General features: G+C 40.4%; 8 protein-coding genes. 7 read left to right on the top strand and 1 reads right to left on the bottom strand.

Annotation, left to right across the window (positions count from 1 at the left end; genetic code table 11):
• Window positions 1–21 precede the first annotated feature (21 nt).
• Window positions 22–3060 (top strand): D-2-hydroxyglutarate dehydrogenase YdiJ, encoded by a 3039-nt coding sequence (gene ydiJ, locus HUZ36_RS05735; protein ID WP_176032314.1) that lies wholly within the window; start codon window positions 22–24, stop codon window positions 3058–3060.
• Window positions 3061–3722: 662 nt separating this feature from the next.
• Here ydiJ and HUZ36_RS05730 read toward each other — a convergent pair.
• The gene (locus tag HUZ36_RS05730) at window positions 3723–5048 is read right to left on the bottom strand and encodes an HD domain-containing phosphohydrolase (RefSeq protein ID WP_176032313.1); all 1326 of its coding nucleotides are present in this window, start codon (window positions 5046–5048) and stop codon (window positions 3723–3725) included.
• A gap of 407 nt (window positions 5049–5455) precedes the next feature.
• Between HUZ36_RS05730 and HUZ36_RS05725 the strand changes: the two genes are divergently transcribed.
• The 6 genes from HUZ36_RS05725 to HUZ36_RS05700 all read left to right on the top strand — a co-directional run bounded on the left by HUZ36_RS05725 (window position 5456) and on the right by HUZ36_RS05700 (window position 16579).
• Complete coding sequence (locus tag HUZ36_RS05725) at window positions 5456–8572, top strand: glycosyl hydrolase family 18 protein (RefSeq protein ID WP_176032312.1); 3117 nt, start codon at window positions 5456–5458, stop codon at window positions 8570–8572.
• A 49-nt stretch (window positions 8573–8621) separates the two neighbouring features.
• Window positions 8622–10049, top strand: a complete 1428-nt coding sequence (locus tag HUZ36_RS05720; RefSeq protein ID WP_176032311.1) for a lytic polysaccharide monooxygenase — start codon at window positions 8622–8624, stop codon at window positions 10047–10049.
• 46 nt (window positions 10050–10095) lie between these two features.
• Entirely contained in the window at window positions 10096–12558 is a 2463-nt protein-coding gene (locus HUZ36_RS05715) for a glycosyl hydrolase family 18 protein (protein ID WP_176032310.1), read from the top strand.
• A gap of 203 nt (window positions 12559–12761) precedes the next feature.
• Complete coding sequence (locus HUZ36_RS05710) at window positions 12762–13487, top strand: substrate-binding periplasmic protein (RefSeq protein ID WP_128731029.1); 726 nt, start codon at window positions 12762–12764, stop codon at window positions 13485–13487.
• Entirely contained in the window at window positions 13484–15415 is a 1932-nt protein-coding gene (locus HUZ36_RS05705) for a RecQ family ATP-dependent DNA helicase (protein WP_176032309.1), read from the top strand. Before HUZ36_RS05710 ends, HUZ36_RS05705 begins: the two co-directional genes overlap by 4 nt.
• On the top strand, window positions 15416–16579 hold the full coding sequence (locus HUZ36_RS05700; RefSeq protein WP_176032308.1) for an anhydro-N-acetylmuramic acid kinase: 1164 nt from the start codon (window positions 15416–15418) through the stop codon (window positions 16577–16579). It abuts the gene before it with no gap.
• Window positions 16580–16681: the final 102 nt, after the last annotated feature.

The following is a 16681-nucleotide window of genomic DNA, read 5'->3' as shown; positions in this document are numbered from 1 at the left end:
AAGCAAGTAAAATATACCGTCATGATCGAAAATATTAGTCAGCAGGATTCTGCAAGTGAGCTCATAAGCCAGTACCACAAAAAACTCAGTGAATCAGGGTTTTCTGGGGACATAGATAATAGCTATGCCACACGCTTAGTAACGTCAACTGATAATAGTATTTATCAGCAAGTACCTCAGGCCGTCATTTTTCCAAAGTCAAATAGAGATGTACAAGTTGCTTTAGAACTTGCGCAACAGGATCCTTTTCTTTCTCTTACTTTTGGTCCCCGCGGAGGTGGCACAGGTACTAATGGTCAATCATTAACTCCAGGTATAGTAATTGATCTCTCAAGGTATATGAGAGAAATATTAGAAATTAACGAAAAAGAAGGGTGGGTCAGAGTCCAGGCAGGGGTTATCAAAGATCAACTCAATGATTTTCTGAAACCTTATGGCTTCTTCTTTTCACCCGACCTATCAACAAGTAATAGGGCAACTATTGGTGGTATGATCAATACCGATGCGTCAGGTCAAGGCTCTCTCGTTTACGGTAAAACCAGCGATCATATTTTAGGCCTAAAGACTTATCTCATTGACGGTACTGAGCTAAACACTTCAAAGCTTCCAATTGAAAAAGCGGAACTTTTAGCTCAGCAAAATTCAAGAACATCTGATATTTATGCTCATGTAATTGAAGCATGCCGCTCCAATCGCACTCTCATACTTGAAAAGTTTCCAAGGTTAAATCGATTCTTGACAGGTTATGATCTTGAAAATGTCTTTGACGAATCTTTATCTACGTTTGATTTATCAAGAATCGTTGCAGGTTCAGAAGGATCCTTGGCGATAGTAACAGAAGCTAAACTAAATCTAACCAAGATCCAGCCATACAAAACATTAATAAATATAAAATATGATTCTTTTGAATCCGCACTTAGAAATAGCCCATTTTTAGTATCAGCAAATGCCACTTCAGTTGAAACTGTGGATAGTAAAGTACTAGGGTTAGCAAGAGAAGATATTATTTGGCATTCAGTATCGGACTTAATTACAGATGTACCTGGCTATGATATGCAAGGTTTGAACATGGTTGAGTTCAATGGTGAGTCAACACAAGAGATCAATTCGAAGGTAGAGAATCTTTGCAATAGGTTAGATACATTAATTGCAAACAAAGAAGCTGGAGTCATTGGATATCAGTTAATAGATAGCAAAGAAGATATTCTAAAGATCTACGCAATGCGTAAAAAGTCTGTTGGTTTATTAGGTAATGTTAAAGGAAAGCGTAAACCAATCGCGTTTGCTGAAGATACCGCGGTTCCGCCTGAAAATCTTGCTGATTTCATAATGGAATTCCGAGATTTGCTAGATAGCTATAAATTAGATTACGGCATGTTTGGTCATGTAGACGCGGGGGTTCTTCACGTTCGTCCAGCACTTGATATGTTTGACCCAGAGCAAGAACAGCTACTTAGGTCAATTTCTGACAAAGTTGTTGCACTTACTGCAAAATATCGCGGCTTAATGTGGGGTGAACATGGTAAAGGTTATCGTAGTGAGTATGGCCCAGAGTTTTTTGGTGAGCAGCTTTTTAGCGAGCTTAGAAAAATAAAATCTTTATTCGATAAAAACAATCGCCTGAACCCAGGAAAAATATGTACACCTATTGATTCGAACGACCAATTGGTATCGGTTGACGGGCAGAAAAGAACATGGCTTGATCGAGAGATACCTGTACAAGTACAAACAAGTTATGAGCCCCCACTCAATTGTAATGGTAACGGCCTTTGCTTCAACTATGATGAAAACTCCCCCATGTGTCCATCATATAAGGTGACTAAAGATAGACGTCATTCACCAAAAGGAAGAGCTGGTCTTTTTAAAGAATGGTTACGATTACAAAGTAACAAGGGTGTCGATTTAGTATCAGTAGAAAAGCGACTCATTAATGGTGAGAATACAGTCACATGGTGGGAGCGATTTTTAAATAATCGAAATAAAGACGAGTATGATTTCTCCCATGAAGTAAAAGCATCCATGGATGAGTGCTTGGCTTGTAAAGCCTGTACGACCGCTTGTCCAATAAAGGTTGATGTACCTACTTTTCGCGCTAAATTTTTGAATTTTTATTACAGTCGTTACAATCGCCCAATAAAAGATTATTTAGTTGCCAATATTGAGCGCTTGTTACCGGTAATATCAAAATTCCCAAATTTGAGTAATTTAGTTCAAAATAACAGTATATCGAGTTATCTACTTGAAAAGCTTATTGGCTATGTGGATTCACCATTACTAAGTAAAGTTCAACTACATAAATTAGTATCTAAGGAATACCACTATTCTGACGAAGTATTTAACAGGCTTAGTGCTGAGGAAAAGCTACGTGCAATATTTATAGTCCAAGATCCTTTCACCAGTTTTTATGAAGCTGAATTAGTATCGGACTTTATTCAACTCATAAGAAAGCTAGGATATTATCCACTTCTTTTACCCTTCAAACCCAATGGGAAGCCTCAACACGTAAAGGGTCTTTTAAAACAGTTTAAGTCAACAGCGGCAAATGCTTCTGAATTTTTAAATAAGATAAGTGAAAACGGCAGACCTTTAGTGGGATTAGACGCCTCGTTAGTTATGTGTTATCGAGATGAATATAAAGATATACTTCAAGAAAGTAGGGGAGAATTTAATGTACTGTTGGCCCATGAGTGGCTTGCAACTATTGATATTCCAAGTATAGACACGCTAAGTCCATCAAAGTTCAAGCTGTTAAGTCACTGTACCGAAACCACCTCGATGCCCGAATCGAAAAGAGTATGGAAAAGTATTTTCACAAAATTCAATTCTAACTTAGATACACCAAGTACTGGATGTTGTGGCATGGCTGGTACCTACGGTCATGAGTTACAGAACCAAGAAAATACGAGGGCTCTTTATGATGCTTCATGGCGATCGCATATTGAGGAAACTAAAGATGAAGCGATTCTCGCCACCGGCTTTTCCTGCCGCTGTCAGGTGAAGCGTTTTTCAGGTAACAAGCCCAGACACCCAATACAAATACTGAATAGTCTATTGGATTAAGTGTAGAATGTGAGCATTTAACTATTTAATGTTAGGTGCTCACTCTGGCTATATTTTGAAGTGTAAAAATCAATTCACTCCATATTATATTAACTGGAAAGAATCTTTTTAAAATAAACTATAATCAAACATCCTTATTAAACGCTTTATTTTTATCTTAGAACGTTTTCCAAAACCCTCAAAATCACATCCAATTTTTGTCACGATAACAATATTTTTATAAACCAGTTCTAATAAAATTTAAAATATGTCAGGTGAAAATGAATGCTTTGATAAAAATTTCAAAATTCAACTCGGTTTATTAATTTGTAATTCCACCCACAATAGTACGATGTGTTCCTTTCAAAAAGAAATACTCACACATTTTAAATGTATGAAGAAAACTTGACGCTGTAACCTATTTTTAATAGTTCTTGCTCGCAGCTTATAACCAGTAAAGTGTTTAATAAAAATTATACCTATTTTCCTAATTCAGTTGTCTATTCTGAGGCGAGAAAATCTTGGCGATAACCCCGCTACCGCGTCCTGCTATCACCAAGGTACCTACATACGTGTCGGCAAAGCAAAATTTTTACTATTTATTTGTTCTAAATAAGAAATTTTTAATGCTGTTAGCGTCAGATTTACTCCTTCAAATTGAGCAAGTATCAAGTCAATTGGTATTAGTTACTTTTTACCATTATCCTAAAAGGGATAGGGCGCTGAGTTTGTAGTTGCTTAAGCTTATCAATAGATTTATCTGTAAATACATGGCCTTTGGGTAGTAGCAAGATCCCTTGATTGCTATGTAGAGCAAGACCTAAGGTCATCCCTGCTTGTAGCTTATCAGTTGTAATTATATCAACTGTTCCCACACTATCTTCAGCCAGATCGTTATTACTTACGGCTTTTTGCAAGGCATCAACAACTTCGGGGGCATAAAAATTTCCTCTATACGCTTTTATAAGCTCAAGAGAAGTTTGCGTTTTTTCCTCATCTGTACCGTTAGCTTGATAAAAATGATCATAATAGTCTCTCGCCACAGCCAATATTAAAGAGCCAAGAGGGATCTCCTTTCCCTTGAGTCCCTTGGGAATACCTTGTCCATTGTACCTTTCAAATTGGTGATAAATTGCTTCGGCAACATCAGATAAATGTTGTGCAGGCATTAACATAAGCTGTGCGATTGAGGGATGTGTATAATATGTCTTTTTTTGCGCTTCGCTCAGCGTTCTCGGTGGTTTTTTGTAGATTTCAGGATCCATCGCAAGTAAGCCTACCTCAGCAAGATAACCTGACATCATTGTTGTTTCAGCAAGCTCTTTACTTAAATTAAGGCCAGAAGCCATTATTTTACATAATCTAGCAATATTCTTCGCTTTTTTCCCATCAATAAAAGGGTTGGCATTAATAAAGTTATACAGCAACTCAACTGTAGCACGGTGCTCTTTAACTTCTTTTTTATTCGCTTGCTCGAGCTGATTCAATACTTTTCTAATTTGTGCGGTACGTTTTTGTACCAATTCCTCTAGGCTTTCGTTTAGCTCTACTAGCTCCTTATTTTTTGTACTAATTTCTTTAGTAAGCTTTATATTTTGGTTCTTTAAACGAAATTTCTCGGCACACTGTTTAACTGTATGAATTAGAATTTCATTGTCCCACGGTTTTTGAATATATGCGTGGATCCCACTTTCATTTATGGCTTTAATTGTTGATGCCATGTCAGCGTATCCAGTAAGTAAAATACGTTGAGTTTCGGGCTGAATTTGCTTTGCTTGTTTTAAAAAAGTAGCTCCGTCCATATCTGGCATTCTCATATCGCTAACAATGACATCATAAGTATTTTTTTTAATCGTCAACAACGCTTGCTCTGGTTCAGTAAACAATTCCGCTTCGATCCCATTTTGTCGAAACAGCCTGTTTAATGATCGCAGTACATTCTCTTCGTCATCGAGGCATAGAATACGAATGACTTTGTCTGAAGTAGTTGATTGTTCGCTAAAATCCAATGCAATACCTCCAAATTACCTTACTTTTAAACTTAGTAGAAAAACCAAGTAACAACAAGCATGATGAAAAATTCGAATTAATTCCTATATTCCTCTTAGAAATCATTTATACCATTAAGATATATCAATATAAAACATATAGTTAAAGTAAAGATTTTGCATTCTCGCTCAATCAACTATCTATAAATCTCAAATAATCATGACATCGATTATTTCATTATCTGAGAAAGAACTAAGCATTATTTTCAATAGCTTAGTATTACATTTTTAAGTCTAAAACACATGAAATTACGTTTACGTAAACGTCAAACAGGGTGGTAAATTTCTTGTTGCCATATCCTTTTTATGTGTTAGGTTTATGTTGTTATTGTTAACCGAATACAATAAATGGTTGGAGAACCACACCTATGAAACAACATGTAAAGACCTTTAATTTATCCTATATGGCTTCGCTAATTGGTGCTGCTTTTTGCGCTAATTCATATGCTTACAATTGTGACTCACTAGCACAATGGTCACAAGGCACAGCATATAGCGGCGGTGAACAAGTACAAAAAGCACAACATGCCTATGAAGCAAAGTGGTGGACTCAAGCAGATCCCTCTACTAACTCTGGACCTTGGGATGACTGGAAAAAATTGGGACGGTGTGACAGCGTTGTCACCAACAAACCACCTCAAGTTCAATCATTACAGCCAATTGACGGAGCTTCTTTTTCAGAAAATGACAGCGTTGCCATTTCAGTTGATGCAACAGACGCTGATGGTTCGGTTAGTCAAGTCGAGTTCTTTGTTGACGGTACCTCTGTAGGTATTGATACAACAGCAGTAGGTAACAACTATTCTGTTGATTGGTTGGCAACTGCAGGTAACCATACCATTTCTGTTGTTGCTACAGATAATGAACAAGCACGCTCTTCATCATTAATCAGCAATATCATCGTAAACTCAACAAGTAACCAACTACCGACCGCAAATTTAAGTCTTGAAGGTGGGATAACTGATGTCACTGTAAATCAACCAGTCATCATTACTTTGGATGGCTCAGATCCTGATGGTACAGTACAAAAATTAACGTTGCTTGTAGACGGTCAAGTCGTCTCTGAGAGTACTTCAGCACCGGTACAATACACTTGGCTACCGGCGCAACTCGGCACCGCGCAACTTAAACTAGTCGTAGAAGATAACAGCGGTGCAACAGCACAAAGTACATTAACTGTGAATGTTGTTGAAGTTCCTCCAGTTAGTAATAACTGTGTTCCAGCAGGGCTGTACGAAACTCCAAATGCTTCGCCAAATTACTGCAAAATCTATGATGAAAATGGCAGAGAGAAAATGGGTGCCGATCATCCAAGACGAGTCATTGGTTACTTTACAAGCTGGAGAACAGGTAAAAACGGTCAACCAAGTTATTTGGTTAATGACATACCGTGGGACAAGATCACGCATATTAATTACGCATTTGCACATGTAGATGCTAACAACAAGGTTTCAATAGGCAACCCAAATGCCGCTGAAAACCCAGCAACGAATATGACCTGGCCGGGAGTTGCAGGGGCAGAAATGGATCCAACTTTGCCCTATACAGGTCATTTTAACTTACTTAACAAATTTAAAAAGCAGCATCCAGACGTAAAAACGTTGATTTCAGTTGGTGGTTGGGCTGAAACTGGAGGCTACTTTGACGAAACAGGCAAAAGGGTCGCGAGTGGTGGTTTCTACACCATGACAACCAATGCTGATGGTAGTGTGAACCACGCTGGAATTGATGCTTTTGTTGCAAGCTCTATCGATTTTATACGTAAATATGGCTTCGATGGTGTCGATATTGACTATGAGTACCCCTCTTCGATGAACGATTCGGGTCACCCAGATGACTTTGCCATATCAAACCCCCGACGCGCAGCATTGAATCGCTCTTACCAAGTATTGATGAAGAAATTACGTGAGGCACTAGACCAAGCAGGTCAGCAAGATAATACCCACTACTTGCTCACTATCGCGTCTCCTTCCTCTGGTTATTTGTTGCGTGGTATGGAGACCTTCCAAGTCACCAAATACTTAGATTATGTGAATATCATGTCTTATGATCTTCACGGTGCATGGAACCAACATGTTGGCCACAATGCTTCATTATTTGATACTGGTGAAGACTCTGAATTAAAACAATGGAATGTTTATGGCACGAAAGAGTTTGAAGGTATTGGCTACCTGAATACTGATTGGGCTGTTAAATATTTCAGAGGATCAGTTTCTGCTGGGCGAATTAATATAGGTATTCCTTATTACACTCGCGGGTTTAGAGATGTGACTGGCGGTACCAATGGCTTATGGGGTCAAGCTGCATTACCAAACCAAGCGGATTGCCCTCCTGGTACTGGTAGTGGCGACAAGAATAAATGTGGTAATGGTGCAGTTGGTATAGACAACTTATGGCATGACAAAAATGATGTTGGTTTAGAGGTACCAGCGGGTTCGAACCCATTATGGCATGTTAAAAACTTACAAAATGGAGTACTGGGTAGCTACCTTTCAGATTACGGTTTAGACCCTATCAATAACCCAGCGCACCAAATTACCGGCAGTTATACACGCCACTATGATGCGGTTGCAGTTGCACCTTGGCTTTGGAATTCAACTAAAAACGTATTCTTGTCCATCGAAGATGAAGAATCCATGGCTGCAAAAGTTGATTATGTCATCAACCAAGAACTGGGCGGGATCATGTTTTGGGAGCTTGCCGGTGACTTTGACTATGACACCAGCAAAAATGAATATTTTATGGGTTCATCGCTTACCAGCTTGGCGTACAACAAGTTTAACCAAAGTGGTACGCCTTATTCGGTCAAACAGGGTAACAAAACGTTTGTTAAACCAGCTTCTGCTGTCAACGTGTCTTTTGAAGCAAAAGACTTCCCAGCAGGTGATGCAAACTACCCAATTGCTCCAACCTTCGCATTTACCAATAACTCAGGGATTGACTTAACCGGTGCAAAGATTTCCTTCGATGTACCTGTTGCAACATCAGCTATCTTCAAATCGAACTGGAATGCCCAAGAAAAACTTAAGATGGCGGTGGATGTAAATGGCTCTAACGCTGCTGGCAACAACATAGGTGGTTTTGAAAATGAATTCCATCGTTTTTCTATCACGTTAGTCAATGAGTGGGGGAGCACACCTAAGTCATTTGGCCCTGGAGAAACGGTGAACGCCCAGGTTATGTACTATATGCCGATTTCAGGTCCTGTTAATTTTGTCGTTGAGAAGGATGGTAAACGATACGCATTTGCCAGTGAATACAAAGACCTTCCAATAGCAAAGCCAGGAGATGGTTCAACGGATCCGGTGACTTCATGTAAAGGAACCCCTGTAGACCAAATTGTCACCTATCCTACTTTTCCTAAAGGCACCCATGCGGCTCAGGGCGACCTTATTAAAGATGGTAACGCAGTATACGAAGCCAAGTGGTGGAGTAATAAACAACCTTCAACGAGCAGTGATTATACCAAAGTTTGTAACTTATAAATAATGGATGGGGAGGACAGGCTCCCCACTTATTAGAAGGAAATTTAACATGAATAAATTCCAATCTAAGTTTGCATTTATAATGGTTGGCACCTTTTCAACGCTACTGTCCAACAACGCGCTATCTCATGGCTATATGGATTTTCCAAAGGCCAGACAAGCAATATGCCAGTCTCAAGGTGGTTACTGGTGGCCTGATGACGGCTCCAACATACCCAACCTAGCATGTAGGGCAGCTTTTCTAGAGTCAGGACACTTCCAGTTTGTACAAGAGCATGAGTTTTCAGCAAATACCGCCGATTATAACAACCTTGAAGCCGTTAAGACTGTAGTTCCAGATGGTACATTGTGTTCAGCCGGGGACACAAATAAAAAGGGAATGAGTGTTGTGTCGCCCCATTGGCAGAGAACTACGATTGAGCCAAATGCTCAAAACACAGTGGCCATTAGCTTTAGGGCAACCACACCACATAATCCCAGCTTCTGGCAGATTTTCTTAACTAAGCCCAGTTACGACGGAAATACAATGCCACTCAAATGGAGTGATTTAGAGCTCATCAATGAGTTCGACAATATCGACTTTGTTGTAGATCCAGAAGGCAAACGCTTTTACAAAATGGAAATTAATATTCCCGCAGGTCGTGAAGGAGAAGCAGTGTTGTACACCCGCTGGCAACGTAATGATGCCGGTGGCGAAGGATTTTATAACTGCTCAGATATTACCATTAAGTCCACAGGCGCGCCTGCGGATTGGGTTAGCAGTGGTTACTATTTAAAACAAGGACAAAATGCTAACGTTGGCGACAGTATCTGGTTTAGAACATTTGACCAAGCGGGTAACGAGCTAGTAAGCCATAAACTTTCCATCAATTCAACGAATGTCTCGCGCTGGCAAACTGAGCTTGCCTCATACTTAAATAGTAACTTTAGTAACCAACTAAAAATTGGTGTTATGCAGCAAGATGGCGCGATTGTTTTTGACGAAACAACATTGTTGGCCAATCAAGTATTTTTACCAAACGCACAATTTACAAGTAACCTGAGTATTGTAAAGGGGGATACCAATACACCTCCAACGATTAACCCGATAGCAAATATCGTGATTAACGAAAACACGCAAGCAACCGTTCACGCTCATGTTTTCGACGATCAAAACGATCCGTTGAGTTTTACTTGGTCAATTCCTTCACCTTTAACTTATACAGGAGATGGCGACACGATAGTTGTCACCGCCCCAGCCGTTAACACCGACCAGTCAATTGAAGGTTCACTTACAGTCTCGGATGGTAAAGCCAGTACCGCAGCGAGTTTTACTGTCACCATCAAGAATGTAAACGCAGGTGAATACCCACAATGGAAAGCAACTCAAACCTATGTTGCAGGGGACAAAGTAACTTATCAACAACAGAGCTATGAAGCGAAATGGTGGAATCGTAATGAGAAGCCAGGCAGCTCCGCCGTTTGGAAACCAATTTAATTAACCCACACTGGGTACAACATGTAACTACAAAAAGGTTGAAAATATGAAACTTAATAAAATAACTACATATATAGGACTGGCGTTATTAAGTGGGGGAGCACTAGCTGCACCATCTACGCCATCACTTGATTGGAAGCCGCAACAATACTCTTTTGTTGAAGTAAATGTTGATGGCAACGGCTCATACAAGCAGCTAGTTAAAGCCAAAGATGTGGTTAATATTAACATCAAATGGAATGCTTGGAGTGGCTCCGGTGGAGATAACTATAAAGTTTACTTTGACAATATGTTAGTCAATCAAGGAACTTTAACACCGGGAACCAAAAGTGGGGTTGTCGAATTTCCTTATACAAAATCAGGCAGACACCAACTTTATCTAGAGCTATGTGAAGGTACGGTATGTGCCAGAAGTGCAGGCAAAGAAATCGTTATCGCCGACACAGACGGTGCACATTTGGACCCACTACCAATGAATGTTGATCCGAACAACAGAAATAACGGAACAATTCCCGGACGTGTTACCGGTGCTTACTTTGTAGAGTGGGGGATCTACGGTCGCAACTACGATGTAACTCAAATCCCAGCCCACAATCTGTCACACATTTTATACGGTTTTATTCCAATTTGTGGACCGAATGAATCGTTGAAATCTATTGAAAACGGCAACAGTTGGCGTGCACTACAAACTGCCTGTGCGGATTCACAAGACTATGAAGTTGTTATCCATGATCCATGGGCAGCCGTACAGAAATCGATGCCAGGTGTAGACGCGAAAGATCCTATTCGTGGTGTATATTCTCAATTAATGGCGTTGAAGCAGCGTTACCCTGAATTAAAAATCTTACCTTCAATTGGAGGGTGGACACTTTCAGATCCATTCCATGGTTTTACAACTAAAGCAAACCGCGACACCTTTGTCGCTTCTGTTAAGCAGTTCTTGAAAACATGGAAGTTCTATGACGGTGTAGATATAGACTGGGAGTTCCCTGGTGGCGACGGCCCAAATCCAGATCTTGGCGATCCAGTTAACGATGGTCCGGCTTATGTAGCACTTATGCAAGAGCTACGAGCAATGTTAGACCAGTTGGAAGCAGAAACAGGCAGAAAATATGAACTCACATCCGCTATCGGAGCGGGTTACGATAAAATTGAGGACGTAGATTACCAAGCAGCGCAGCAGTATATGGACTACATTTTTGCCATGACCTACGATTTCCATGGGGCGTGGAATAATGATACTGGGCACCAAACTGGGATTTATTGCGGTTCACATCTAAGCACTGATGAATGTAATGGTACAGGTGTTGATGGCAATGGTAATCCTAGGAAAGGTCCTGCATACACTGGTGACCATGCAATACAGTTGTTGCTACAACAAGGAGTACAACCGTCAAAACTGGTTATGGGCGTAGCGATGTATGGCCGTGGCTGGGAAGGTGTAAGTGATGCTAACACGACTATTTCAGGAAATCCGATGACAGCACCTGGTAATGGTCCTTTAAAAGGCTCAACCAATGAAGGGGTATGGGAACCTGGGATAATGGATTATAAAGCGATAGCGGCTAACGCTGTAGGTCAAAGTGGTAATGGTGTTAATGGCTTCGAAGTAGGCTACGACGAACAGGCTCAAGCCGCTTACGTCTGGAACAGAAGCAATGGTAAACTGATCACTTATGATAGCCCAAGAAGTGTCATCGCCAAGGGTCAATATGCAAATACTCACCAACTTGCTGGTTTGTTCGGCTGGGAAATTGACGCTGACAATGGCGACATATTAAATGCGATGTACGATGGTCTTACCGCTGGTGATATTCCAAACCGTGCGCCCACTATTGGCCTTTCAGGTCCAATTAACGTAACAGCGGGGCAATCGGTGAATGTAAGTGCGCTAGCAGCTGATGCTGACAATGATCCGTTAACATACTCATGGACTGCTCCCGCAGCATTAGTCTTGTCTGCAACCAACACAGCGTCAGTCTCTATCACTGCTCCATCAGTAACTCAGCAAACTAGCTATGATTTGTCATTAACAGTAAACGATGGCACTGTTAGCACCAGTAAGACGGTCACTGTAGTTGTCAATCCTGAGGGGGCAAATGAGGCTCCAGCAGTTACGCCGATCGCAAATGTGACGATCAATGAAGGTGATTCGACTACAATTACAGTCAACGCTACTGATCCAGAGGGCGCTGCATTGAGCTATGATTGGTCAGTACCAGCCGAGCTAAGCGTTGTTAGCAATAATAATACGGCAACCCTTACCGCTTCTAGTGTTTCTGCTGATACTACGGTGACGGTAACTGTTACAGTCTCTGACGGTGTCAACAGTGTTATTTCAAGCTTTGATGTAACAGTGAAAGACACGGCAGCACAATATCCTGCATGGGATAGTTCAGCCGTATATGTTGGCGGAGATCGCGTTAGCCATAACGGCGCTCAGTTTGAAGCCAAATGGTGGACTCGTGGAGAAGAGCCTGGAACCGCTGGCGTTTGGAAACGTCTGTAAACTGATTAACTTTAACTTAAACCCTAAATGAGCTTGTTTGCACAAGCTCATTTTATTGTTCACTTACACATTACTCTGCCCAATATTACCGATTTATCACTTTATTTTTTTCGTGAGTCTTTCATAATAACGATATGAGCTTCACAAACGAGTAACGCCTCCTGATAGTAATTTTTCGTATCACCGTATTTATATGTTGCCTGATGATGTTCACGACTCACTCGCAGGCTTGCGCCAACCGGCCTGTGTATAAAGTTGGAATAGGCTCACAGTGGCCACCTTTTGTCATGTATAATCCAACACCATACGGTATTGATATTGAAGTAACAAAGTCAGTTTTTGCTAACGCAAACCTCTGTATCGAATTTATTCAACTTCCTTCATCAGCAAGAGGGATCACCGAGCTAGAAAAAGGACTAATAGATATTCTTCCTTCAGCTAGCTTTAGCGTTGAGCGAGCAAAAGTTGCTTATTTTTCGGCACCTTATAGAAGAGAGAGAATGAGGCTATTCTCAAATAGAGAAATCGGCCCAAACAGTAGTCTAATAGAGCTTTTTTCGTCCGGGCATACGTTTACATCAAATCCTGGGGCTTATTATGGCGAAGAGCTAAAACAAATAAAAAAAATAGAATGGTATGACAAAAGGTTATTTGAAATTTCAAGCCTAGAGCGCAGAGTAGAAATGGTTGCAAAGGGTCGTGTTGATTTTCTGATAGAAGATGAAGATGCGGGATATTATTATATTAACCAGCTTGGCTATCACAGCCTCGTATTACATCCCTATGTTGTCAATGACAATGCTATACATTTTATGCTAGGTCGACATGCCTTTAACCGCTCTGAAATTGATAGGATCAACACAGCTATTAAAAGCCTAAGCGAGACGATAAGCGACATATCAAAAAAATATAGAAAAGACTCGGAATGAATCAAAAACAGATTTTCACAACGCTGCAGCAGACATTTGGCCATTCGACATTACGCCATGGCCAAGCAGAAGTTATAGACCTTATACTAAAAGAACAAAGCACCATTGCTATTTTTGCAACTGGAGCAGGAAAATCATTGTGTTACCAGCTCCCCGCAGTCTTAAAATCGGGTATGTGTGTTGTCGTATCACCATTACTTGCGTTAATGCATGAGCAGCGAGATTATTTATTAAAGATAGGAGTGAAATCCGCCTGCTTGGATAGTACTCAAACTCGTGCCGAAACAACCCAGGTTGAAAATGAGATCATCAGTAACACTCTGAAAGTACTCTTTATTTCAGTAGAAAGATTAAACAGTCAAAAAGCCCGTTTATTACTAAGCCGAGCTCACATTTCTTTTTTAGTCATCGATGAGGCACACTGTATCTCCGAATGGGGACACAACTTTCGCCCTGATTACCTTAAAATTGCCAAATATCGTGAAGAGCTTGGGATCAAGCAAGTGTTATTACTTACCGCCACTGCAACCAACAAAGTCGCCAATGATATGGCATGTAAGTTTAATATTCAGCAGCAGTCGATTGTTCGCACCGGCTTCTATAGAAAGAACTTACATCTGAGTGCGGTGTATATAAGAGAAAAGCAAAAAGATGAATACTTACTTGCGTTTCTTAAAAGGGCAAAAGGAGCCGGGATAGTATATGTAACGCAACAAAAACAAGCAGAAGAAGTTGCTAAAATGATTGTTGCATGTGGCTTTAAAGCAGCTGCATTTCATGCTTCGCTTAAAGCTGAAGATAAAGCACAGATCCAAGCGAACTTTCTGACTGAACCAGATTTAATCGTTGTCGCCACAATTGCTTTTGGTATGGGAGTCGATAAACCGGATGTTAGATGGGTACTACATTATGATATGCCAAAGTCCATCGAGGGTTATAGCCAGGAAGTCGGCAGAGCGGGTAGGGACTCAAAGCCGGCGTACTGTGTTGCGCTAATAAATAACGAGAAAATATCGACACTTGAGAACTTTGTCCATGCAAGCGCATTGGAGTATGCGTCTCTCAAACACCTCTTTACTGAATTATTTTCAGCGCCAGATCAAGACTATCATTTAAATGAGTATGACCTTGCAAACAAAACGAATATAAACCAATTGGTCTTAAAAACCTTGTTAGTACAATTAGAGCTACAAGGCTTATTACAAATTAACTATAGCTATTTTGCAGAGCTACACATTGCGTTTACCCAAACGAAAGAGAAGTTACTTGCTCACTTTTCTGAACAGCGGCAAGTTTTCTTGGATAAGCTATTGAGCTGCTTTGAGTTTAAGAAAAAGTGGGGAGTATTATCGTTAGCGGCATTGGAAAATAATGGGATCTCCTTGTCAAAAGCGCAAGATGCTATTGACTATTTATCGAACCGACAGCTGATCGAGGTGAAAACATCAAAGTATACTTCTGTCTACTCTAAAACGAGTGAATCAATCGACATCGATAAATTAACGGATGAGTTTTATCAACAAGCACAAATTAAAGCGCAAGGTGAACAAGCCAGACTTAAACATTTACTCCAATTTTTTCAACTAACTACCTGCTATCATTACGCTTTGGCAAGCTATTTTGGAGATAGCATGGCTCCGAAACATTGCGGGCATTGTAGCGCATGCGAAGGAAAAGCCATGTTAATGCAGGTGGAGGAAGAACCTCCAATAGATATTGAGTTGATCCGAGAAACGTTGAGAAATGCGTCGCAATTTGCCACACAGAACAGTGTCGACTTTTCAACTCATTTAAAAACACTATTTTTACTTGGCTTAAGTTGCCCGTATTTTACTAGGTTTAAGTTTAGACAATTAACTGGGTTCGGGATCTTGAAAGGCGTAAAATACGATAAAGTGGCAGCCATCATTACAGAACGAAAGCTATAAATGAAAAGCGATATTATAAAATTAGCCAACATTGCAAATAAACCCACTAAGAGAATTTTAGGCCTGATGAGTGGGACTTCTCTTGACGGACTTGACATTGCATTATGTAAAATTACGCATCATGGAAAACGGACAAAGCTTGAAGTAGAAAAATTCAAAACCGTTACCTATAGCCAATCACAAAGGGCGTTATTGAGCCAACACGCATCAGTCCCAAAAGTCGATCTGCGTTCTCTTTGCCAGTTACATACTTGGCTTGGAAGGTTATATGCAGATATGATTAGTGAGACACTACAGTTATGGCAAGAGGAGCATCAGTCCATAGATCTGATAGCAAGTCACGGACAAACTATATATCATTGTCCGGGTCAACCGTTTTATACCGCTTCAAATTTACATAGCACCTTGCAGATTGTAGATGCCGATGTCATTGCCACAAAAACAGGTATAATTACTATTTCTGATTTCCGACAAAAACATATCGCCAATGAACTAGAAGGAGCGCCTCTGGTACAATATGGCGATCATTTACTCTACTCAGATAAAAAAGTCGACCGCATTTTATTAAATATCGGCGGTATATCTAATCTAACTTATTTACCAAAAGCTAAGGCGATAAACGATACCATTAGTAGCGATGTAGGCCCAGGAAACACATTAATTGATCAATATTGTCAACACACTCTTGGTATTGCCTATGACGAAAATGGCAAGATAGCATCGAGTGGAAATGTTAACGATAAACTGCTAATCAAATTAAGCCAACATGCTTTTTTTGATTTGCCACTGCCAAAGTCTACGGGACAAGAGCTATTTAACCGCGCGTATGTACAACGTGCGCTGAGTGAATGTGATCTTTGCCATGAGGATATCATAGCAACTCTTACTGAATTTACCGCTCGTACTATTGCAGAGGCAATAAATCAGCTCACAACAGAACACACTGAACTTTATGTCAGTGGAGGCGGGCTGCATAATGCGTTTTTGATGCAGCGCCTTGGTGGACTTCTCAAAGGCACCATAGTGATTAAAGACTTTGCCAACTTGAACATTGACCCTGATGCCAAAGAGGCAGCTTTATTTGCATTGCTTGCAAATGAAACGTTATCAGGAGAGAAGGAAGCGTTACCCTTTTCAATGGGGAAAATATCTCTACCCAGTTAAATTAACATGGTTACGGCTTAACCTTCTTAGTACCAACTCGCTTAATGTGTTGGCAGCGCGTTTTACAAATGTGCTCCATAAGTTTATAGCTTGTGCTTTGGT

This window comes from Pseudoalteromonas sp. McH1-7 (assembly GCF_013366255.1).
In the GTDB taxonomy this organism is placed as follows: domain Bacteria; phylum Pseudomonadota; class Gammaproteobacteria; order Enterobacterales; family Alteromonadaceae; genus Pseudoalteromonas; species Pseudoalteromonas peptidolytica.
Note: the sequence above shows the minus strand (reverse complement) of the source record. Positions and strands in the feature narration are given on the sequence as shown.

Coding starts and splice junctions, on each gene's coding strand:
- HUZ36_RS05715 (WP_176032310.1), top strand. CDS start 10,096: ATGAAACTTAATAAAATAACTACATATATAGGACTGGCGTTATTAAGT.
- ydiJ (WP_176032314.1), top strand. CDS start 22: ATGATCGAAAATATTAGTCAGCAGGATTCTGCAAGTGAGCTCATAAGC.
- HUZ36_RS05705 (WP_176032309.1), top strand. CDS start 13,484: ATGAATCAAAAACAGATTTTCACAACGCTGCAGCAGACATTTGGCCAT.
- HUZ36_RS05710 (WP_128731029.1), top strand. CDS start 12,762: ATGATGTTCACGACTCACTCGCAGGCTTGCGCCAACCGGCCTGTGTAT.
- HUZ36_RS05700 (WP_176032308.1), top strand. CDS start 15,416: ATGAAAAGCGATATTATAAAATTAGCCAACATTGCAAATAAACCCACT.
- HUZ36_RS05720 (WP_176032311.1), top strand. CDS start 8,622: ATGAATAAATTCCAATCTAAGTTTGCATTTATAATGGTTGGCACCTTT.
- HUZ36_RS05725 (WP_176032312.1), top strand. CDS start 5,456: ATGAAACAACATGTAAAGACCTTTAATTTATCCTATATGGCTTCGCTA.